Annotated in this window: 19 protein-coding genes; 8 read left to right on the plus strand and 11 right to left on the minus strand. The window is 70.2% G+C overall.

Translation table 11 applies throughout. From position 1 onward, the window contains the following. The first annotated feature begins 179 nt into the window (after window positions 1-179). The 3 genes from CRP49_RS06575 to CRP49_RS06585 are packed head-to-tail and all read left to right on the plus strand — an operon-like array spanning window position 180 to window position 3,265. Window positions 180-1,496: a magnesium transporter MgtE N-terminal domain-containing protein gene (locus tag CRP49_RS06575; protein ID WP_097252547.1), complete on the plus strand. Its 1,317-nt coding sequence runs from the start codon at window positions 180-182 to the stop codon at window positions 1,494-1,496. Beyond that, window positions 1,486-2,088, plus strand: a complete 603-nt coding sequence (locus CRP49_RS06580) for a DUF1003 domain-containing protein (protein WP_094215090.1) — start codon at window positions 1,486-1,488, stop codon at window positions 2,086-2,088. Before CRP49_RS06575 ends, CRP49_RS06580 begins: the two co-directional genes overlap by 11 nt. Window positions 2,089-2,131: 43 nt before the next feature. Further along, window positions 2,132-3,265, plus strand: a complete 1,134-nt coding sequence (locus CRP49_RS06585; RefSeq protein ID WP_097252548.1) for an Mrp/NBP35 family ATP-binding protein — start codon at window positions 2,132-2,134, stop codon at window positions 3,263-3,265. 88 nt (window positions 3,266-3,353) lie between these two features. Here the strand turns inward: CRP49_RS06585 and CRP49_RS06590 are convergent, their stop codons facing one another. Beyond that, complete coding sequence (locus CRP49_RS06590) at window positions 3,354-3,752, minus strand: hypothetical protein (protein WP_097252549.1); 399 nt, start codon at window positions 3,750-3,752, stop codon at window positions 3,354-3,356. 173 nt (window positions 3,753-3,925) lie between these two features. On the opposite strand from CRP49_RS06590, the gene CRP49_RS06595 reads away from it, so the two are divergent. Further along, a complete protein-coding gene (locus tag CRP49_RS06595) occupies window positions 3,926-6,565 on the plus strand; it encodes a DUF6185 family protein (RefSeq protein ID WP_097252550.1) in 2,640 nt (879 codons plus the stop codon). A gap of 60 nt (window positions 6,566-6,625) precedes the next feature. On the opposite strand, the gene CRP49_RS06600 is transcribed toward CRP49_RS06595, so the two are convergent. The 5 genes from CRP49_RS06600 to sigE all read right to left on the minus strand — a co-directional run bounded on the left by CRP49_RS06600 (window position 6,626) and on the right by sigE (window position 11,935). Beyond that, window positions 6,626-7,297 carry a hypothetical protein gene (locus CRP49_RS06600; RefSeq protein ID WP_179851525.1) on the minus strand — a complete coding sequence of 224 codons (672 nt, stop codon included), beginning with the start codon at window positions 7,295-7,297 and terminating at the stop codon, window positions 6,626-6,628. Between the two features lie 224 nt (window positions 7,298-7,521). Further along, window positions 7,522-7,974, minus strand: coding sequence for a sec-independent translocase (locus CRP49_RS06605; protein ID WP_097252552.1), 453 nt, complete (start codon window positions 7,972-7,974; stop codon window positions 7,522-7,524). A gap of 86 nt (window positions 7,975-8,060) precedes the next feature. Then, window positions 8,061-10,133: a S1C family serine protease gene (locus tag CRP49_RS06610; RefSeq protein ID WP_097252553.1), complete on the minus strand. Its 2,073-nt coding sequence runs from the start codon at window positions 10,131-10,133 to the stop codon at window positions 8,061-8,063. Between the two features lie 132 nt (window positions 10,134-10,265). Continuing rightward, window positions 10,266-11,225 (minus strand): zf-HC2 domain-containing protein, encoded by a 960-nt coding sequence (locus CRP49_RS06615; protein WP_097252554.1) that lies wholly within the window; start codon window positions 11,223-11,225, stop codon window positions 10,266-10,268. Continuing rightward, a complete protein-coding gene (gene sigE / locus CRP49_RS06620; protein WP_094215098.1) occupies window positions 11,222-11,935 on the minus strand; it encodes an RNA polymerase sigma factor SigE in 714 nt (237 codons plus the stop codon). Before sigE ends, CRP49_RS06615 begins: the two co-directional genes overlap by 4 nt. A gap of 249 nt (window positions 11,936-12,184) precedes the next feature. Between sigE and CRP49_RS06625 the strand changes: the two genes are divergently transcribed. Continuing rightward, entirely contained in the window at window positions 12,185-12,868 is a 684-nt protein-coding gene (locus CRP49_RS06625; RefSeq protein ID WP_097252555.1) for an O-methyltransferase, read from the plus strand. 87 nt (window positions 12,869-12,955) lie between these two features. Here the strand turns inward: CRP49_RS06625 and CRP49_RS06630 are convergent, their stop codons facing one another. After that, the gene (locus tag CRP49_RS06630) at window positions 12,956-13,123 is read right to left on the minus strand and encodes a DUF3117 domain-containing protein (RefSeq protein ID WP_018544333.1); all 168 of its coding nucleotides are present in this window, start codon (window positions 13,121-13,123) and stop codon (window positions 12,956-12,958) included. A 373-nt stretch (window positions 13,124-13,496) separates the two neighbouring features. Between CRP49_RS06630 and CRP49_RS06635 the strand changes: the two genes are divergently transcribed. Further along, the gene (locus CRP49_RS06635; RefSeq protein WP_097252556.1) at window positions 13,497-14,300 is read left to right on the plus strand and encodes an enoyl-CoA hydratase/isomerase family protein; all 804 of its coding nucleotides are present in this window, start codon (window positions 13,497-13,499) and stop codon (window positions 14,298-14,300) included. 4 nt (window positions 14,301-14,304) lie between these two features. Here the strand turns inward: CRP49_RS06635 and CRP49_RS06640 are convergent, their stop codons facing one another. Together CRP49_RS06640 and CRP49_RS48810 are read right to left on the minus strand one after the other, a co-directional pair. Further along, entirely contained in the window at window positions 14,305-14,901 is a 597-nt protein-coding gene (locus CRP49_RS06640) for a DNA-3-methyladenine glycosylase I (protein ID WP_097252557.1), read from the minus strand. Then, a complete protein-coding gene (locus CRP49_RS48810; protein ID WP_097252558.1) occupies window positions 14,898-15,251 on the minus strand; it encodes a DivIVA domain-containing protein in 354 nt (117 codons plus the stop codon). Before CRP49_RS48810 ends, CRP49_RS06640 begins: the two co-directional genes overlap by 4 nt. A 138-nt stretch (window positions 15,252-15,389) precedes the next feature. Here CRP49_RS48810 and folP point away from each other — a divergent pair, with 138 nt between their 5' ends. Then, on the plus strand, window positions 15,390-16,250 hold the full coding sequence (gene folP, locus CRP49_RS06650; RefSeq protein WP_097252559.1) for a dihydropteroate synthase: 861 nt from the start codon (window positions 15,390-15,392) through the stop codon (window positions 16,248-16,250). 29 nt (window positions 16,251-16,279) lie between these two features. Here the strand turns inward: folP and CRP49_RS06655 are convergent, their stop codons facing one another. After that, complete coding sequence (locus CRP49_RS06655) at window positions 16,280-17,038, minus strand: TIGR00730 family Rossman fold protein (RefSeq protein ID WP_097252560.1); 759 nt, start codon at window positions 17,036-17,038, stop codon at window positions 16,280-16,282. 104 nt (window positions 17,039-17,142) lie between these two features. Next, window positions 17,143-18,222 (minus strand): succinyl-diaminopimelate desuccinylase, encoded by a 1,080-nt coding sequence (gene dapE / locus CRP49_RS06660; protein WP_097252561.1) that lies wholly within the window; start codon window positions 18,220-18,222, stop codon window positions 17,143-17,145. A gap of 97 nt (window positions 18,223-18,319) precedes the next feature. Here dapE and CRP49_RS06665 point away from each other — a divergent pair, with 97 nt between their 5' ends. Continuing rightward, entirely contained in the window at window positions 18,320-19,312 is a 993-nt protein-coding gene (locus CRP49_RS06665; RefSeq protein WP_179851526.1) for a heavy metal transporter, read from the plus strand. Window positions 19,313-19,472: the final 160 nt, after the last annotated feature.

Genomic DNA, 19,472 nt, shown 5'->3' on the forward strand with positions numbered 1-19,472 from the left:
CCTTTCTGACGAGTCCTGAGCGGCGTACCGCAGCGTACCGGGGGCCCGCCCGCCCGGCGGAGCCAGTCCGTCCGGACCGCCCACCAGGGCGTATCCGATCGGTACGGGCTAGCCTGAAGCGCACGCGAGCGGGCAGAAAACAGCAATTCCCACGCAATGCGATCAAAGGAAGCACAGCCATGGCAGCCGGCGCCCCCCGGATCTTCGTCTCGCACCTCGCCGGGGTCCCCGTCTTCGATCCGACCGGCGACCAGGTGGGTCGCGTACGCGAACTGGTCGTCATGCTGCGCGTCGGGCGACGCCCCCCGCGCGTCCTCGGGCTGGTGGTCGAACTGTCCACCCGGCGCCGTATCTTCCTGCCCATGACCCGGGTGACCGGCATCGAGTCCGGGCAGGTCATCACCACCGGCGTGCTCAACGTGCGCCGCTTCGAGCAGCGGCCCACCGAGCGGCTGGTCTTCGGGGAGCTGCTGGACCGGCGGGTGAAGCTGGTGGAGACCGGCGAGGAGGTCACCGTCCTCGACGTGTCCCTGCAGCAGCTGCCCGCCCGCCGGGACTGGGAGGTCGACCGCGTCTTTGTCCGCAAGGGGAAGAAGGGCGGCGCCTTCCGGCGGGCCAAGGGCGAGACGCTGACCGTGGAGTGGTCCGCTGTCACCGGCTTCTCCCTGGAGGAGCACGGGCAGGGCGCCGAGAGCCTGCTGGCCACCTTCGAGCAGCTGCGCCCCGCCGACCTCGCCAACGTCCTGCACCACCTCTCCGCCAAGCGACGCGCCGAGGTCGCCGCCGCCCTGGACGACGACCGCCTCGCCGACGTCCTGGAGGAGCTGCCCGAGGACGACCAGATCGAGATCCTCGGCAAGCTGAAGGAGGAGCGCGCGGCCGACGTCCTGGAGGCCATGGACCCCGACGACGCGGCCGACCTGCTCTCGGAACTCCCGGAGGAGGACAAGGAGCGGCTGCTGAGCCTGATGGAGCCCGCCGACGCGGCCGAGATGCGGCGCCTGATGTCGTACGAGGAGCACACCGCGGGGGGTCTGATGACCACCGAGCCGATCGTGCTGCGGCCGGACGCCACCGTCGCCGACGCGCTCGCCCGGGTCCGCAACCCCGACCTCTCCCCCGCCCTCGCCGCCCAGGTCTACGTCTGCCGGCCGCCCGACGAGACCCCGACCGGCAAGTACCTGGGCACCGTCCACTTCCAGCGCCTGCTGCGGGACCCCCCGTACACCCTGGTCAGCTCGCTCGTCGACGACGACCTGCAGCCCCTGGATCCCGACGCCCCGCTACCCGTCGTCGCCGGGTTCTTCGCCACGTACGACATGGTCGCCGCGCCCGTCGTGGACGAGTCCGGGTCGCTGCTCGGGGCGGTGACCGTGGACGACGTACTCGACCACATGCTGCCCGAGGACTGGCGGGAGACGGAGTTCCATCTGAACGAGGAGAACGGGGCGGCGAACGGAGCGGCGAGCGAGGGGGCGAGTACTCATGGCTCCTGAGCGCGAGAGCACCCGTGAGCGCACCCCGGTGGGCGCCACGGCCGCCACCCGGCCCCGCACGCCCCGCCTGGACCAGCCGCGCCCGCCCCGGCGCCGGTTCCTGCCCGAGTGGGACCCGGAGGCCTTCGGCCGGCTGTCGGAGAAGATCGCCCGCTTCCTGGGCACGGGACGCTTCATCGTCTGGATGACGGTCGTCATCATCCTGTGGGTGGTGTGGAACATCTTCGCGCCGGCCGTCCTGCGTTTCGACAACTACCCGTTCATCTTCCTGACCCTGATGCTGTCCCTGCAGGCCTCCTACGCGGCCCCCCTGATCCTGCTCGCGCAGAACAGGCAGGACGACCGCGACCGGGTCAACCTCGAACAGGACCGCAAGCAGAACGAGCGGTCCATCGCGGACACCGAGTACCTGACCCGGGAGCTCGCCGCGCTGCGCCTGGGCCTGGGCGAGGTCGCCACCCGCGACTGGATCCGCTCCGAGCTGCAGGACGTGGTCAAGGAGCTGGAGGAGCGACGGCGCCACGACGGCCATGTCGTATTCCCGGCGGAACGGGCAGAACGGTCGCCGGGACGTGACGCAGACGACCGCTGAGGGGCTACCCGCAGGCCCCTCGGCGCGCCGTACCATCGTCTTTATGGCTACGGAAGACGCGGTGCGCGAGGCACTGGCGACGGTGAACGACCCCGAGATCAACCGACCCATCACCGAACTGGGGATGGTCAAATCGGTGGAGATCGGGGAGGACGGCGCGGTCGCGGTCACCGTGTACCTGACGGTCTCCGGCTGCCCCATGCGCGAGACGATCACCCAGCGCGTCACCGAGGCGGTCTCCCGGCTCGAGGGCGTCACCCGGGTCGACGTCACGCTGGACGTGATGAGCGACGAGCAGCGCAAGGAGCTGGCGGCGGCCCTGCGCGGCGGCCAGGCCGAGCGCGAGGTCCCCTTCGCCAAGCCCGGCAACCTGACCCGGGTGTACGCGGTCGCCTCCGGCAAGGGCGGCGTCGGCAAGTCCTCGGTGACGGTGAACCTGGCGGCGGCGATGGCGGCCGACGGCCTCAAGGTGGGCGTCGTCGACGCCGACATCTACGGCCACTCGGTGCCGCGCATGCTGGGCGTGGACGGCCGTCCGACCCAGGTCGAGAACATGATCATGCCGCCGTCCGCGAACGGCGTGAAGGTCATCTCCATCGGCATGTTCACCCCGGGCAACGCCCCCGTCGTGTGGCGCGGCCCGATGCTGCACAGGGCTTTGCAGCAGTTCCTGGCGGACGTGTACTGGGGCGACCTGGACGTCCTCCTCCTCGACCTGCCGCCCGGCACGGGTGACATCGCCATCTCGGTCGCGCAGCTCGTCCCGAACGCCGAGATCCTGGTCGTGACGACGCCGCAGCAGGCCGCCGCCGAGGTGGCCGAGCGGGCCGGCGCCATCGCCGTCCAGACCCACCAGAAGATCGTCGGCGTGGTCGAGAACATGTCCGGCCTGCCCTGCCCGCACTGCGGCGAGATGGTCGACGTCTTCGGCACGGGCGGCGGCCAGATGGTCGCCGACGGCTTGACCCGCACGACGGGCGCGACGGTTCCGGTCCTCGGCAACATCCCCATCGACGTCCGCCTCCGCGAGGGCGGCGACGAGGGCAAGCCGGTGGTCCTGACGGACCCGGAGTCTCCGGCGGGGTCGGCGCTGCGGAGTATCGCGGGCAAGCTGGGCGGGCGGCAGCGGGGGCTGTCCGGGCTGTCGCTGGGGATCACGCCGAGGAACAAGTTCTGAGGCTGCTGAGGCTTCTACAGTCTCTGTGCCAGGGGGCGCCGTCTTTCACCGACGGCGCCCCTCGCCGTATGCCCTTCTCTGATTGCGGTCAGTCGTCGCCCTCGTGCTCGCGCCCCGGACACAGGTCCAGCGTGGTGCACAGCTGGAGCACCTGGTAGGTGCCGTCGTCGGGTTCCGCACCCTGTCCGCCCTGGGCATGCGGCAAGAACCGCCATTGCGAGGCCTTGGTGTGCCGTGTGGCGTCCGCCTTCTCCACCTGAGCGTGGAGCGTGCGCGTTCTGGAGTCGTTCGTCTCCACGAGCACCTCGTCGGGGGCGAGCGGGAAATGATCGTGCAACAGGCACAGGCCGAAGCGGTTCAGGTTCCCGTGTCTGGCCAGCACCGCCACGAGGTCCCGGACGAACTCCGCGTCCTGGGGACCCAGCGCCTCGGCTTCCTCGAAGCGGGGAAGCGACGTTCTCGGAGCGGAAACGTTTATGTCGGCCATAATCCCTCCGTCAAACGGTTGACGGTCATCGGATTCCATTATCAGCCACTGACTGTTTTCCTGCAATTCCGGAGACTGGGGCGAAGGGGTGGGTTGTTCGGACCCCTCCAGTGCGCCTGAGTGTGACCCGTGGAACGTGTGTCTAAATTCTCCGGGGAGGAGGTGCTGGAGCATTGAGGGAGATCAGGTGGTGGCGGCTTTTGTCGCTGGTGGTCCTGGCGGTGATGTGGTGGGGGTGTGCTCCTGCGGAGGCGCGGCAGAGTGGTCATGACGCCTGCCGAGAGGACCAGCTCGACTCCAGCACGGTGAACGCGACGATCCACTTCCGCCAGCATGGCAGGCATTACATCCAGGTCTCTTCGGACATGACCGTCGAGGTGCCTGTGCGGGAATGGAGCATGGCAAGCCAGCTGACATTCAGCGCGGAATCCCCCGAATACCGGACAGCGATGCACTGTCTGTTGCGCGGATCAGATAATTCCCTTCACTCCACTGAATGGCGCAACGACGATCCAGTCGCCACCGCCGACGGGGACAAGGTTACGGTGGCGTACAGTTCCTACACCTGGATCAAGGGGCACGGGGATTTAGGGCTCGGCCCCTGGAAGATCACAAGGGACAAGAAAAAGAAAGATACATGGGAGGTCATCCTCCGGCCGTCGACGCTGCAAAAAGCGCGCTGGAATGTCATGGCTGAACTAGGTGGCCTCAAATTCAAACATTATGGGCAGCCATGGTTTGCCGACAAGACCAAGGCGGTGTGGGCCACTCAGCCGCTCGAGCACCTCTGCCCGGTGGCGCACCCCGTCCGGCCGGGGCAGCCCCACGAGTACCGGTGCATCGAAGTCGATCTGCCATGGCAGAGGTCCTTGGCCCTGAGCTGGGATGAGTCACTTTGGAAACCAGCAGGCATTGCCACGTGGTGGGCGTTCGCCTCCGGTGTGCTCGCACTGGCCGCGCTCCGCGCTCAACGTCCGTATGCGTCTCCTGCGTTCGGGACACCGGGATCCAGGTGGCGAGTCGGCGGCTTCCGAGGAGGGCGCGGCGAAGGCCTCGCACCATCGGTTCTGCAGTGGGCCCTGCTGAGCGGGGCGGTCGCCCTGACACTGCTTCTGTTCCTCCATGACCCACCACTCGTCAAACTGCGAGAACGAACGCTCATCTGTATCGCGGCCGGCCTGACCCTGACCCTCGTCGCCCGCCCTTGGTACGGCGGCGCGTCACCCACAGCCCCGAACGCCGGGACCGACGAGTCCGACGGCTCGAAAGGCCACCGGCGCCGTCAGGCATACGCCGTCATCGGGTTCGCTTCGGTCGTGGCGGCGATCGGCATGCTGGTCATCCTCGGCCACAAGCTCCTCGGCCTGCCGCAGGGCCTGGAGACGAAGGCGACGCCACTGTCCGGCAAGGTCGGGTACGTACTCATGGGCCTGGCGACGGTGTGGTTGTGGCTGGCCGCGATGGCCGCATGGGCATGGCGCTTCGCGCGCGAAGGAGGACTGGTCCCCGCTCGCTGGATCAGCAAGTGGGACAAAGCGCCGGTTCTCTGCGTCACAGCCGTCTCAGCCCTGCTGGGGATGGTCGCAGGTGGCCTTCTCTGGTGTCTCCGCTGGACACTCGAAAATCAATGGAAACGGGCCGCTTGGCTCAGCGACGCAAACCTTGCCGCAAATCACGAAAAATACGTCAATCACTATCTGGCGAATTTCTCCTTCACTGACCTCACCTGGATCTACACCTACAGCTGGTTTCTGGCGGGTACTGCACTCCTCGCCATGCTGCACTTTCGCTTCACGATCCAACGGACTCAGGCCGCCCGTAAAATGGAGAACATTCCCTTGGGGCCGGACAAACCCGATCTTCTGCTGATCGCCGCGCTATTTGCCTTGAGCGTAGGGATGAGGGGTGCAAAATTCGCCAGCAACAACGCGCAGTACGGCATCTGGTTCGCGCTGAACATCATCTCACTCTTCGCGGTCCTTGCCGCGGGGCGACGGTGGTCGGTACTGGGCCAGATGGGAGATCTATTTTACATGCACACGTCAGGGATCAATAAGCGGAGTGAATTGCTGGAAAAAGCCCATCAATACCGCAACCTCAACCATCAAATGCAACTGCTGGACCAGGGGCGTGCCAGCGGCGTCACCTCCGAGCAATTGGAGGATCAGCTGCGCGGGCTACGCCAGTGGCTGGTTTCGCGATGCCTCAAGAAAAATCCACCCGACCAGATTTCCATTCTGGACGTCGCCCTGGCTTGGGGGCCAGAGGCCCACTGGTGGTCCAATGCGGTGCGGGCCGCACGCCTCGCGTTCTGCTTCGGAGTTCCGGCCAGTGTCGCCCTTCTCTATCTGGAGATGACGGACCTATATAACGGGGAGCAACTCAGCACTGAACCCACTGCGATTCCGAGCGTCGTCGCGGGGTTCATCGCCTATCAGACGGCATGGGCCGGCCTCGGCTTCGTCCTCGGCGCCGTGTGGCGTCTGCTACCCGGCCGTCGCAGTACAGCCCGCGCATGGAGCCTCGCCTTCGCCTACGCCGTGCCGGCCCTTCTGGGCGCTCTGCTCAACCGATACACCGACGTGGCCCCCAGGATGCTGGTCCTGTATTCCGTGCTCACGCTCCTCATCCTGACGCTCACCAGTCTCTGGCTGGATACATCGACATTGAGCGAGGAACGGCAGTACTGGCCCAGTCGTTTCGCCTTGCTGCTGTCGATCCACCGACTACGCGGCCTCTCCGGGCAGGTCGCCTGGCTTCTCGCCCAGATGGCGGTGGTCGTGACCATCTTGAAGGAATTGCTCAAGCGCTGAGGGACCGCGCCACAAGCTGGTCACCGCCCCGCGTCGTAAGAGCGCGGGGCGGTGCGGCCCTCAGGCGTACGTCGAGATGTCCTTGATCATGGCGAAGCCGAGCCCGTACGCGCTCATCCCCCGCCCGTACGCCCCCACATGCACACCTTCCGCGGTGGAACCGGCCAGCACCCACCCGAACTCCGACTCCCGGTAGTGGAAGGGCATGGGCACCCCGTCCACCGGAAGAGAGAGCGTGGACCACTCGGGGCCCTCAAGGTCATCGGCCAGGGCCCACGCCGTCTCCGTCTGCTGCTCCAGCCAGTCGTCACGGAGGCTGTGGTCCATCTGCCCCGGCCACGTGAACGACAGCAGCCCCACCCCCGCCAGCCACGCCGCCGACGACACCGACGTCGCCTCCAGCAGACCCGTACCGTCGGCGCTCCGCCGGGACGGGTTCGCCGCCACGGTCACCACGACCGCGAACTTCTCCCTGGGCTCGTCCGCGGACGCGGCAACGTGCTCGTTGCGTACGGAGGGCTCGTCACCGTGACCGATCGACCCGTGTTCGACGGCACCGTCGGCCGCCGTGCCGACCTGCATCAGCCAGCGCTGCCCGGTGAACGCCTCGTCGAGGCCGTACCACGGGAAGGGCGCCAGCAGGTAGCCGTCGACCGTACGCCGGGCGGAGGGGAGCTGCTGTCCGCCCTCCGCGGCCGGCGCCTGCGCGCCCACCCGACTCGTCGTCTCCATGTGCCCGGACGCCTCCTCGCTCTCGTCGGACCGGGGCGGCCCGCCCCCCTTCGGGCGTACTCGTCCGGTCCGCACAACAACTCGGCAGCATATCCACACCGCTGAGAGCAGCAGGGAAAGCGCCCGGCGCGTGGGTCGTGCAGAAGCCCTGTTCGCGCCGTGTGCGGCGGGTGCGCGCTATGAAACGCGTCACGTCCGCCGCCGGATGCGCGTGTCGGGTCCGGTCAGGTGGCGTCCGCGTCGAACGGCGGACGGTCGTCCTTGCCGGTGTCCTCGGGCTTCTTGGTCATGTCGATACGCCCGCCGGACGAGGAGGAGGAAGACGAGGAAGAAGACGAAGACGAAGCTTCGGTGTCGCGGCTGTGGACGGCGTCCGTGACCTCGGCCATCTCCTTCTTCAGGTCGAAGCCGTTGCGGATCTCCTTCAGCCCCAGCTCGTCGTTGTCCAGCTGCTTGCGGATGAACGTCTTGGGGTTGAGGTCCTCGAACTCGAAGTCCTTGAACTCCGGACCCAGCTCGTTGCGGATGTCCTGCTTCGCGCTCTCCGAGAACTCGCGGATCTTCCGGACCGTGCGCATCACGTCCTGGATGACCTTCGGGAGCTTGTCGGGACCGAAGACGAGCACAGCGAGCACGATGATCGTCACCAGCTCGAGTGGTCCTATGTCATTGAACACCTGACGCTCCCATTGCGATGTTCTCGGTCGCTCAACGGTACCCGCCGCACCTGGCAGACCGGTACCGTCCCGAGGTGAGACTTCTGTCAGTTCTGGTCCGAAGCGCCCAGCACGAGTGAGACCTCCCGGGTGCCGCCGTGTTCGACCGTCAGACGCAGCCGGTCGCCCGGCCGATGGGCACGGATCTTCACGATCAGTTCCTCGCCCGAGTGGACGCGCTGTCCGTCGACCTCGGTGATGACGTCGCCCGCGCGCAGGCCTGCCCGGTCGCCGGGGCCGCCCTTGGTGACGGCGGGGCCGCCGTCCCGGGCCTTGGTGTCGATCCGCGCGCCGTCACCGGTGTAGCCCATGTCGAGGGTGACGCCGATGACGGGGTGGGTGGCGTGGCCGTTGTTGATCAGTTCCTCGGCGACCCGACGGGCCTGGTTGACGGGGATGGCGAAGCCGAGGCCGATGGAGCCGGCCTGTCCGGTCCCGGAGTCCGTGCCGTCGGCGGCGGAGCGGATGGCGGAGTTGATGCCGATGACCCGGGCCCGGGAGTCGAGGAGGGGGCCACCGGAGTTGCCCGGGTTGATGGGGGCGTCGGTCTGCAGCGCGTCGACGTACGACACATCACTGCCGTCGCCCTTCTCGCCGCCGGCCGTGATGGGCCGTTCCTTGGCGCTGATGATGCCGGAGGTGACGGTGTTGGCCAGGTCGAAGGGGGCGCCGATGGCGACGACCGGGTCGCCGACCCGGACGTCGTCGGAGTTGCCGAGGGGCATGGGGGTGAGCCCGTGGACGCCGGTGACCTGGACGACGGCCAGGTCGTATCCGCTGTCGCGGCCCACGACCTTCCCCTTGGCGGTGGCGCCGCTGCTGAACGTCACGGATATCTCGCCGCCGGACGCGGCGGGCTCGACGACATGGTTGTTGGTGAGGATGTGGCCGCGGGCGTCGAGCACGAAGCCGGTGCCGGTGCCCGCCTCGTCCGCCCCGCGGACGTGCAGGGTGACGACGCTGGGCAACGCCCGGGCGGCGATCCCGGCGACACTGTCCGGCGCCCGTCCGGCGGGCACCTTTCCGGCCTGCGGCAGATGTACGTCGCCCACGCCCTCGCGCTCGACATAGGCGCCGGCGAGCCCGCCGATGCCACTGGAGACGACGGCGACCAGCAGGGTCCACACGAGGAGCAGCCGCCTGCCCCGCTTACGCCGCTGCTGCTCGGTGGGCACCGCCGCACCGGTCTGCTGCAGCGGCCCGGACACGAGGGGCTGCAGCCCGGCGGCGGACGCGGCCCAGGGGTCGTAGCGCTGCCAGGGGCCGGCGGCCGGCTCCGGCGCGGCCGCCGCGGCCGAATCGGGCAGCTCCCCCGGCGCATACACCGACGGCGCGCCCGGCGCGGATACCGAGGCATCCACCGACGGGGGCGCACCCGGGTCCGCGGGGGCGGGCGAAGCCGGAGCCATGTGCCCCGGCGCGGCCGGGGCTGCCTGCGCCGGCAACTGTGAAGGCTGGGGTACCTGCAAAGCAGCTTGCGCTTGTGCGGCGGCCGGTGCCTGCGGGGCGGCCGGTACTTGCGGAGATCCCGGTGCCTGTGGAGCGGCGGGAACCTGCAGGGTGGCCGGTGTCTGCAGAGCGGGCGGTGTATGCAGCTCGGCCGGTGCATGTGGAAGTACCGGTGCTTGCGATGCGGCGGGGACTTGCGGAGCAGCCGGTGTCTGCGAAGCGGCCGGACCTTGTGCGGGCCCCGGTGCCGGTCCGGCCGTGCCCTGCGCCGCTGTCGCGGCCGGGTGCTGGACCGGTGGTGCGGGTGCCCAGGGGCCCGGCTCGCCGTAGGGCGGGGTGCTGTAAGGGTCGGGGTCGTGCAGGGGCTTGGGGCGCTCGGCAGGCGGTACGACGGCGGAGCCCGCCCCGGTCGGCTCAGCCGCGCCGGACTCAGCCGCAACAGGCTCAGCCAGGACAGGCTGAGTCGCAACAGGCTCAACCGCGCCGGACTCAGCCCCCACGCTCACCGCCCCGCCCGCCCCGGCGCCGCCCGAAACAGCCGCCGCAGGCTTCGGCTTTGCCAGTTCGAAGTCGCCGTCGGTGGGTCTCGCCGGTGCTTCCCCCGTCGACGTCTGCTCCCCGTGTTCCGCCTGCTCCCCCGGCGGGACGGACGTCGGGTTCCCCTCGTTCATGCTCTCCCCACGGCTGGCCGCGGCCGCGCGCGTCGGCGGTGGCCGCGGAACGTCGACTCCGTGCCCGGGTCAACGCCGCGGGCACGGTTCACAGGATTCAACCAGGTTCGACGGCCCGGGCGAAGAGGCAGGTCAGGGCGCTTGAGGGGAGGGTGAGGCGGAGGTGGTGTCGGGGACGGGGGCGGACAGCAGGCCGGGGCCGGTCACCTGGGGCGACGCGGACCCGGGGGTCAGCGAGAACGGGGTGATCTCGCTCAGCGGGCGTATCAGCGGGGAGACCGCGGCCGCGCCCGCCACCACCGGGGCGGTCAGCTCGTGCACGGCGTCCTGGACCTGACCCGTGGCCGGGGCCGGCGCTCCGGGCACCAGCGGCGCGGACATGGAGGTCGGCGCGACCGAGGTCTGGCCGAGCAGGCTGCTGCCCTGGGCGAGCAGCGGTCCCACCGCGCGACGGCGCTGGGAGTCGGGCGTCGCCGCGCCCGTGCCCGCCGAACGCGTCGGGGCCACGTTGCCGCTGCCGGAGCCGCTGCGGGCGTCCGCGGCCAGGTCACCGGGGATGGCGGTGGTCACGCCGCCGAGGGCGAGCGCGGCCAGCGACACCGCGCCGGCGGCGGCCGCCGCGAACCGCAGTCCGCGCGAGGCGGACCGGTCGGCGTCCGGACGGCCGACGGGATGGATGCGGAAACCGCGCTCCTCGGGAGCGGCGGAGTGGGCGGAAGAGGCGGGGACGTAGCCGAACTCGAAGCGCTCGCCGCGGCTCGTGCCGAAGACGCCGGCCCCGGGGTCTCGCCCGAAGAGGCCGCCCCCGGGCGCTGAGGTGCCGTCGCCGTCGGGGTCACCTCCCCCGGGGAGGCCCTGGAGGCGGGCCAGGAAGCTCTCGGAGGGCGACGGCGGGGCCGCCTCCGCGAAGACGCTCTTCAGGCGTCGCTGGGCGTCCGCCTCCGCCTTGCACCGGGCGCAGGTGGCCAGGTGGGCGAGGACGCGCTCACGCGACTCATGACCGAGCTCTCCGTCCACCAGGGCGGAGAGTCGGTCTCCCAGGTGCTGCTCGGCGAAGTGCGCCGGAGCAGGTTTCGGTCGGGATCCACTCACGCGGTCGCGCCCCCTCCCCCCAGAGCGGGGACACGGGCCACAAAGGAGCGCCGCTCGGCCTTGCGCGCCTCGGGCGCACGGTGGGCCAGGGCCTTGCGGAGCTGGGAGCGGCCGCGGTGGATACGGGAGCGGACCGTGCCGAGCTTCACGCCGAGGGTCGCGGCGATCTCCTCGTACGACAGTCCTTCGATGTCGCACAGGACGACGGCGGCGCGGAACTCGGGCGCGAGGGTGTCCAGGGCCTGCTGGACGTCCGCGTCGAAGTGGGCGTCGTTGAAGACCTGCTGCGGGGTGGGCTCACGGCTGGGCAGGCGCTCGGCCGCGTCCTCGCCGAGGGCGTCGAAGCGGATGCGCTGCTTGCGCCGGACCATGTCCAGGAAGAGGTTGGTGGTGATGCGGTGCAGCCAGCCCTCGAACGTGCCCGGCGAGTACGTCGACAGCGAGCGGAAGACGCGGACGAAGACCTCCTGGGTGAGGTCCTCGGCGTCGTGCTGGTTGCCGGTGAGGCGGTACGCCAGTCGGTAGACCCGGCCGCTGTGCGTGCTGACGATCTCCTCCCACGTGGGCGGAGTCCAGGCCTGCCCGTCCGCGTCGGTGGAGAAGGTCGCGGTCTGGGTCTCGCCCGCGGCGAAGCGGGCGGAGTGGCTGTCAGCAGCGGTGTCGGTCACGGATTTCGGCCTGCCCGCCGATCCGAGGAAGCGCCGCAGCACTCCTCCCCGGTCCCCGGGCGCGGCCGCACCTCCCCTGTCGGCTCTGGTGGTGTCCAGTGGAGCCCCTACCATAGCCACCTCGCCCGTTAGCTCCGGATAAGCGGTTTTACGAGAATTTGATACGCGCTGATACGGCTCATACGGCTGCGTCAGCATGTGCTCGGCGTCCTGATCCACCTTCTACCCCCCGTCGCGTCCCGGGCCACCGGCTCAACCCTTTAAACGCCCAGTCCCATCTGCGGGTTCCCGGTGCCAACGGATACAGTCACGCCGAGGCAACCACGGGGACAGGAGAGGGTCATTACCGGCAACCGGCAGACGAGCTGGGCGTTCGCCGACGCCTTTGTCGCCGAGGACGAAGCGCTGCACTGGGCCCGGGACCGCGCCCGGGAGGCAGGGCTGCGCTCGGTGTCGCCCGGCACGGGCGCCGCGCTGCGCATGCTCGCCGCCTCCGTGGACGCGAAGGCGGTCGCGGAGATCGGCACCGGCTGCGGGGTGTCCGGAATCCATCTGCTGCACGGCATGCGCCCCGACGGGGTGCTCACCACGGTCGACCCGGAGCCGGAGCACCAGCAGTTCGCCCGGCAGGCCTTCCGCGCATGCGGCTTCGCCAGCAACCGGGCCCGGTTCATCCCCGGCCGGGCCCTGGACGTGCTGCCCCGGCTCGCGGACGCCGGCTACGACCTCGTGTTCTGCGACGGGGACCGGCTGGAGTACTCGGACTATCTCGCTGAATCGTTGCGCCTGCTGCGTCCGGGTGGCCTGGTCGTCTTCGAGGGCATATTCGCCAACGGCCGTACGGTCGACTCGGGACCGCAGCCCACGGAGGTGCTGCGGCTGCGTGAACTGCTGCGCACGGTGCGGGAGAGCCAGGAGCTGGTGACGTCGCTGCTGCCGGTGGGCGACGGTCTGCTGTGCGCCGTCAAGCGGTGACGGGCGGGACGCGGGGGCTCGGGAACGCGGCTGCCCCGGCACCGCATACGATGCCGGGGCAGCCGGAAGGACTGGATCGCGGGCGCGTCAGACGACGACCTTCTTGAGCGCGTCGCCGAGGGCCTCGGCCTCGTCAGGGGTCAGCTCGACGACGAGTCGACCGCCGCCTTCGAGCGGAACGCGCATGACGATGCCCCGCCCCTCCTTGGTCACCTCGAGCGGGCCATCACCCGTCCGCGGCTTCATGGCCGCCATGCTCGTTCCCCTTCCTGAAACCAGCTCATCGTCTGCCGACGGCCCCGGGAGGGCACGCGCAATCCGGAACGGACACGCGACACCGGCATCGAACACATTGCTTCCAAGCCATTATCCCGCATCTCAGGACCCGATGACCAACATCAGTCGGCATCGCTTGGGCAACGCGCGCGAGCAAAACCACTCAATTCGGGGATGTGGCTGCGATACTGCGCCGCCCCGCGGACGCCCTCGGAGCGACTCCGCTCCGGTTTTCTTTGACGCAGGTCACACGTCGGGTCCGGCCCTCGGACGGCGATCTCCGCCATGCTGTCCTTCGGACACGACGTACTGAGCGGTACGTCACCAGCGAGGACACCGGAGGGGATGCGCCATGGCCGACACCGTGCTCTACGAGGTGAGCGACGGACTCGCGACGATCACGCTGAACCGCCCCGAGGCGATGAACGCGCTGAACATCGCGACCAAGGTCGCCCTCCGGGAGGCGGCGGAATCCGCGGCCGGGGACACCGCCGTACGGGCGATCCTGCTGACCGCCGCCGGCGACCGCGCGTTCTGTGTGGGCCAGGACCTCAAGGAGCACATCGGGCTGCTGGTGGCGGACCGGGAGACCGGGTCCGGGCAGACGATGAGCACGGTCAAGGAGCACTACAACCCGATCGTGAAGGCGCTGACCGAGGCGCCGAAGCCGGTGGTCGCCGCGGTGAACGGGGTCGCGGCCGGGGCTGGCTTCGGCTTCGCGCTCGCCGCCGACTACCGGGTGGTGGCCGAGACGGCGGCGTTCAACACCTCCTTCGCGGGTGTCGCGCTGACCGCGGACTCCGGCATCTCCTGGACGCTGCCCCGGGTGGTCGGCCCGGGCCGCGCCGCCGACCTGCTGCTCTTCCCGCGCAGCATCAGCGCCCAGGACGCGCTGGAGCTGGGCATCGCCAACCGCCTGGTGCCGGCCGCCGAGCTGCGTGCCGAGGGCGAGAAGGTCGCGCGAGCCCTCGCCGAGGGCCCGACCGTGGCCTACGCGGCGATCAAGGAGGCGGTGGCCTACGGCATGACGCACTCCCTCGCCGAGACGCTGGAGAAGGAGGACGAGCTGCAGACGAGGGCGGGGCGGTCCGAGGACCACACGATCGCGGTGCAGGCCTTCGTGAACAAGGAGAAGCCGAAGTACCTGGGCCGTTGAGCGGCTAGCGGGCGGCTGGGCTGGTCCGGCTCACACAGTTCTCCAGGTGGTCGTTGACCAGCCCGCACGCCTGCATCAGTGCGTACGCCGTCGTCGGGCCGACGAATCTGAGGCCGCGTTTCTTCAGCGCCTTCGACAGGGCCGTGGACTCCGGGGTGACCGCGGGGACGTCGGCGAGGGTCTTCGGGGCCGGGCGGGCGGCCGGGTCGGGGGCGTGGGACCAGATGAACTCGTCCAGTTCGCCCTCCGCCCAGTCGGCGAGCACGCGCGCGTTGGCGAGCGTCGCGTCGATCTTGGCGCGGTTGCGGATGATGCCCGGGTCGGCCAGCAGCCGCTCGCGGTCCTCGTCCGTGAAGGCGGCGACCTTCTCGATCCGGAACTCGGCGAAGGCCGTGCGGAAGCCCGGGCGGCGGCGCAGGATCGTGATCCAGGACAGGCCCGACTGGAAGGCCTCCAGGCTGATTCGCTCGAAGAGGGCGTCGTCGCCGTGGACCGGGCGGCCCCACTCCTCGTCGTGGTACGACACGTAATCCTCGGTGGACAGGGCCCACGGGCAGCGCAGCGCGCCGTCGGGCCCGGCGAGGGCGGCCCCGTCGCTCATCGCTGCTCCTCGTGGCCGGGCTTGTCCAGCCGGGCGTGCGCGGCGGCCGCTCTGGCGCCGGCCAGCGCGGACTCCAGGTCGGCGATACGGGCGTCCCGCTCGGCCAGCTCGGCGGCGAGGCGGCCGAGGGCGTCGTCGACGTCGGCCATGCGGTAGCCGCGCGGGGCGATCGGCAGGCGCAGGCTCTCCACGTCCGCCCTGCGGACCGGGCGGTCCGGGGGCAGCGGGTCCTGCAGCCGCTCCGGGGCGACCTCCGGGAGCGGTGCGCTCTCACCGCCGCCCACCACGGCGAGTGTCACCGCGCCCACCACGACGGCGAGGGCGACGACCAGGAACAAGAACATAACCATCGCTGAGGTCCCCACGCTCCTTGCGCCCGACGCTGGGCCGGATGCTGAATCTGTCAGGCTCCGATCGTGCCATGCGAGTCTGACAGTTAGGGTCGCAGGCGGCCGTACTGCGGGACGTTCTAGGAGAGGTCACAGCGGATGCTCAGGCTGGGCAGGCGGGAATTCGGGCCTCACGAGCCGGTGATCATGGCGATCGTGAACCGGACCCCGGACTCCTTCTACGACCAGGGGGCCACGTTCCGCGACGAGCCGGCGCTCGCGCGCGTGGAGCACGCGGTGGCCGAGGGAGCCGCGATCATCGACATCGGCGGGGTGAAGGCCGGGCCGGGCGAGGAGGTCACGGCCGAGGAGGAGGCGCGGCGGACGGTCGGGTTCGTCGCGGAGGTACGGCGGCGCTTCCCGGACGTGATCATCAGTGTGGACACCTGGCGGGCCGAGGTCGGCGAGGCGGTGTGCGAGGCGGGGGCGGATCTGCTGAACGACGCGTGGGGCGGGGTCGATCCGGGGCTCGCGGAGGTTGCCGCGCGGTACGGGGTCGGACTGGTGTGCACGCATGCGGGGGGTGTGCAGCCGCGTACCCGTCCCCACCGGGTGACCTACGACGACGTCATGGACGACATCCTTCAGGTGACCGTGGGGCTGGCCGAGCGGGCCGTTTCGCTGGGGGTGCCTCGGGAGTCGGTGATGATCGATCCGGGGCACGACTTCGGGAAGAACACGCGGCACAGCCTTGAGGCGACGCGGCGGTTGGACGAGATGGTCGCCACGGGGTGGCCGGTACTGGTGTCTCTGTCCAACAAGGACTTCGTGGGCGAGACCTTGGACCGCCCGGTGAAGGAACGGCTGATCGGGACGTTGGCGACCACGGCGGTGTCGGCGTGGCTGGGTGCGCAGGTGTACCGGGTCCACGAGGTGGCCGAGACACGCCAGGTACTCGAGATGGTGGCGTCGATCGCCGGCCATCGGGCCCCCGCGGTCGCCAGGCGCGGCTTGGCCTGACCCCGGGGGCGGAGCCCCCGGGGGTGGGGCTAGCGGGCTGCCTCCTTGGAGACCAGGGCTACCGCCTCCTCCACCTCGTCCGTCACGTGGAACAGGAGCAGGTCCTTCTCGGAGGCCTTGCCCTGGGCCACCAGCGTGTTCTGCAGCCAGGCCACCAGGCCGCCCCAGTACTCGCTGCCGAAGAGGACGATCGGGAAGCGGGTGACCTTCTGGGTCTGGACGAGGGTGAGGGCCTCGAAGAGTTCGTCGAGGGTGCCGAGGCCGCCCGGGAGGACGACGAATCCCTGCGCGTACTTGACGAACATCATCTTGCGGACGAAGAAGTACCGGAAGTTGAGGCCGATGTCGACGTACTGGTTCAGCCCCTGCTCGAAGGGCAGCTCGATGCCGAGGCCCACCGAGATACCGCCCGCCTCCAGCGCACCCTTGTTGGCCGCCTCCATCGCGCCGGGCCCGCCGCCCGTGATGACGGCCCAGCCGGCCTCGACCAGCCCTCGGCCCAGCCGCACCCCCGCGTCGTAGTCGGACGAGTCCACCGGCGTACGCGCGGAGCCGAACACGCTGATGGCGGGGGGAAGTTCGGCCAGCGTGCCGAAGCCCTCGATGAATTCCGACTGGATCCGCAGGACCCGCCAGGGGTCGGTGTGGACCCAGTCGGAGGGCCCGCCCGCGTCCAGCAGCCGCTGGTCGGTCGTACTGGCCGTGACCTGGCTGCGCCGTCGGAGGACCGGGCCGAGCCGTTGCTCGTCCGGCGGCTGCTTCTTCCCCTCGGGGTTTCCGGTAGCCATGTGCGCTCCCTCCGGTTGCCGGTAGTTCGATCTCAGAGTAGATCTACGCGGGTTACGGAGGGGGGACGTATGCGTGTCCGCCATGAAGCGGCGTACGGGAACCTTTACGCCGTGAGCCAGCTGCGCAGCCGCTCCTCGCCCGCCAGGATCTTGGCCACCTCGACCCGCTCGTCGCGCTTGTGCGCCAAGTGCGGGTTGCCGGGACCGTAGTTGACGGCCGGAACACCGAGCGCGGAGAAACGGGACACGTCCGTCCAGCCGTACTTGGGCTGCGGGGTGCCGCCCACCGCCTCGATGAAGGCCGCGGCGGCCGGGTGGGAGAGGCCGGGCAGCGCGCCGGGGCTGTGGTCGTCGACCACGAACTCCTCCACACCGCAGTCCGCGAACACCTCGCGGACGTGCGCGATCGCCTCCTCCTCGGTGCGGTCGGGGGCGTACCGGAAGTTGACGCTCACCACGCACTCGTCCGGGATGACGTTGCCCGCGACACCGCCGGTGATGCGGACCGCGTTCAGGCCCTCGCGGTACTCCAGGCCGTCGATGAGCGGGTAGCGGGGCTGGTAGGAGGCCAGCTTGGCCAGGATGGGGGCCGCCGCGTGGATGGCGTTGGAGCCCATCCAGCTGCGCGCCGAGTGGGCGCGCTCGCCGGTGGTCTTCAGCAGGACCCGCAGCGTGCCCTGGCAGCCGCCCTCGACCTGGCCGTCGGAGGGCTCCAGCAGCACCGCGAAGTCGCCCCGCAGCCACTCCGGGTGGGCCTCGGCGACGTGCTTGAGGCCGTTGCGTTCGGCGGCGACCTCCTCGTTGTCGTAGAACACGAAGGTCAGATCGCGGTTGGGCGCGGGGACCGTGGCCGCGATGCGCAGCTGCACCGCCACGCCGGACTTCATGTCGCAGGTGCCGCAGCCCCAGAGGACGCCGTCCTCGTCCAGCCGGGACGGCACGTTGTCCGCGATGGGCACGGTGTCGATGTGGCCGGCCAGGATGACCCGCTCCGCGCGGCCCAGGTTCGTCCGGGCGATCACGTTGTTGCCGTACCGGTCCACGGTGAGGTGCGGCAGCGCGCGCAGGACGGTCTCGATGGCGTCCGCGAGGGGCTTCTCGGTACCGCTCTCGGAGGGGAAGTCCACGAGTTGCGCGGTGAGCGCGGCGGCATCCAGCGTGAGGTCAAGCGAGGTGTCGGCCATGGCCTCGACCCTAGCGCGCCCTCACGCGCGGTCCTGTGAGCGCTGCGCTCGGTGGACCCGGGGTGAGGGCCGGGGAGGGCTCCAGTACCTTGTACGCGTGCCAGAGCCGTCCCCCACTCGTCCCAAGCGCCGCGGCCGCCTCCTCCGTATCGGTGCGGCCCTGTTGGTCCTGTGCGGCGTCGCCGCCTATCTCGTGGTGCAGTACGTCACCGGAGGCGGGGGTGCGAGAGGCTGCAAGGTGGTCTCCGCAACGGGCGACGGGGCGTCCTACGAGTTCACGCCCGAGCAGGCGGTGAACGCGGCGACGATCGCCGCCGTCGGCACCGGGCGGGGCATGCCCGAGCGGGCGGTGACCATCGCGCTGGCGACCGCCATCCAGGAGTCGGGGCTGCGCAACATCCAGCACGGCGACCGGGATTCCCTGGGCCTGTTCCAGCAGCGGCCCTCGCAGGGCTGGGGCACCGAGCAGCAGGTCATGGACCCGGCGTACGCGGCGGGCATCTTCTACGCGCACCTGGCCAGGGTGCCGAACTACACCGACCTGCCGCTGACGGTGGCCGCGCAGCGGGTGCAGCGCAGCGGCTATCCGGAGGCGTACGCCAAGCACGAGCCGGACGCCACGCTGCTGGCGGCCGCGCTGACCGGGCAGGCTGCGGCCACGCTGACCTGCGACGGACGTCCGGAGACCACCGCCGAGGCGACCGGGCCGGACGCGGTACGGGCCGCGCTGGTGCGGGACTTCGGGCGGGACGCGCTGCAGGAGACCGGGGCGGTGGTGGGCGGTACGGAGGTTCCGTCGCCGTCGCCGTCCCCGAGTGTGACCGCGACGGCGCACGGGCGGACCGTGACCGTGCCGGTGCCCGAGGGCCGCAGGACGGACGCCACCGGGCGCGACGAGCGGGAGCGGGGCTGGCAGCTGGCGCACTGGGCCGTGGCCAACTCCTCGCAGCTGCACATCCAGCGGGTGGCGTACGCGGGGCGGGAGTGGACCGCGGGGAGCAACGGCGGCGACTGGCGCACGACCGGCACGCAGGGGGCCGCGGGGGCGGAGAAGGCCGCGGGGGCGGTCCGGATCGTGACCGGACAGTAGTGCGGGGGCTCACTCGGCCGGGTTGTGCGGCTTCGGGATGGGCGCGATTTCCTGTGAGCAGCGGCCTGATTTCCGGATCCCTTGGAAATCAAGGGCTGTAAGGATTCTGCGGGGTTGCACGGCGGCGCTCTTTGCCCGTTTTTATCCACAACCGATAATG

It is taken from the genome of Streptomyces sp. Ag109_G2-15, from assembly GCF_900215565.1.
GTDB classification, from domain to species: domain Bacteria; phylum Actinomycetota; class Actinomycetes; order Streptomycetales; family Streptomycetaceae; genus Streptomyces; species Streptomyces diastatochromogenes.